Consider the following 1,458-nt stretch of genomic DNA (forward strand, 5'->3'; position numbering starts at 1 on the left):
TTCCAGCCGCTTGCAGAGCACCGGGTCAGCGCCGCAGTAAGGCAGCACCACAAAGCCCTCTTTCACTAGCTGCTCGGCGGCTTTCAGCGTCTCGATGGGATCGGGCAGCAGATGGCGTGGATCAGGGTGAATTTCGAGTTTCAGCCAGTGAGTGCCCAGCATCTCGCGGGCCAGATGAGCGGCAAACACCGCCTCGGCGGCGGTCTTGGCGCCGGAGGTGTTGGGCAGCAACTTGACCCCTAGTTGCAAAAGCGGGCTCAAGATATCGTCGTGGGCCTTGCCCGGTTCAAGCCGCTTAATGGCCATGGTGACCAGCTCTGAGCCGCTTGCCAGGGTGGCGGCGATCATCAGGTCTGGGCGGGCAAACTTGCCGGTGCCGGTAAAAAGGCGCGAGGAGAACAGATGATCGGCAATTTTCAACATATTAGCCCCCAGCCACTGCGCTAAGAAGAGATAAGACGCTGTCGCACGGCAACACGCTCGAACATGGGATCGTGAACAGCATCGGTTAGCCTCCGGCAATGGCGGTAAAAAGGTGAAGTTCGTCCCCGTCATTAAGACGGGTCTCGGCCCAGTGGCCACGGGGTAGCACAGCGCCGTTAAGGGCTACCGCCACCCCTTGGGGATTCACGCCTTGGGTGGCCAGCAGGGCGGCCACGCTCTGCCCTGCCGCCAGCGGCTGGGCTTTATCGTTGAGTTGAATGGTCAAGGTCATGGGGCGATCTCCTTATCGTGTATCGGGCATGCGTGCTGACTGCACACAGGGCAATCTGGATCAGGGGCCAAGGTGAGGGTCTGCCACTGATGGGTCAACGCATCGAAGCGGCGTAAAGTGCCGGCCACTGAGCTGGGCAAGCCGAGCAGCAGTTTCAATGCCTCCAGCGCCTGCAAAGAGCCCATCACCCCCACCAGCGGGCCGCTGACGCCGCTGGTTTCGCAGCTCTGACTCACCTTGGTATCCAGCGGATAGAGGCAGGCGTAACAGGCATGATCTGGGTTAGTACGCGCCATCAGCTGCCCCTGCCAGCCCACCGCAGCGGCGGAGATCCAGGGCTTGCCCTGCCCTACGCAGGCGGCGTTGATGGCCTGGCGGGTAGGGAGGTTGTCGCAGCAGTCGATCACCAGATCGACCTCGGCCACAAACTCCGGCAGGCAGGCTTCATCGAGCCGCTGGTTGATGGCAATCAGCGAAATATGAGGGTTGTGGGCAGCCAACCGCTCGCGGGCCAGCTCCGCCTTGGAGTGGTTGACCGCATCAGAGTCGAACAGGATCTGACGCGGCAGGTTGCTGGAATCCACCGTATCGCCATCGGCCAGCCACAAGGTGCCCACCCCGGCCCCGGCCAGATAGAGGGCCAGCGGCGAGCCCAGCCCGCCAAGGCCGACGATCAGCACGGACTTATCTTTCAGCCGCACCGGCCCGATACACGATAAGGAGATCGCCCCAGGACCCTGCCC

General features: G+C 62.4%; 3 protein-coding genes. All 3 read right to left on the minus strand.

The window, feature by feature from the left end; translation table 11 throughout:
• The coding region (locus tag CUC53_RS18545) for a beta/alpha barrel domain-containing protein (protein WP_476692222.1) at positions 1-423 on the minus strand (423 nt) is incomplete at its 3' end.
• An 85-nt stretch (positions 424-508) separates the two neighbouring features.
• A complete protein-coding gene (gene thiS / locus CUC53_RS18550; RefSeq protein ID WP_100295429.1) occupies positions 509-715 on the minus strand; it encodes a sulfur carrier protein ThiS in 207 nt (68 codons plus the stop codon).
• On the minus strand, positions 712-1,440 hold the full coding sequence (locus CUC53_RS18555) for a HesA/MoeB/ThiF family protein (RefSeq protein ID WP_100295430.1): 729 nt from the start codon (positions 1,438-1,440) through the stop codon (positions 712-714). The genes thiS and CUC53_RS18555 overlap by 4 nt, the downstream gene beginning before the upstream one ends.
• Positions 1,441-1,458 lie beyond the last annotated feature (18 nt).

This window comes from Aeromonas cavernicola (assembly GCF_002795305.1).
GTDB lineage: Bacteria > Pseudomonadota > Gammaproteobacteria > Enterobacterales > Aeromonadaceae > Aeromonas > Aeromonas cavernicola.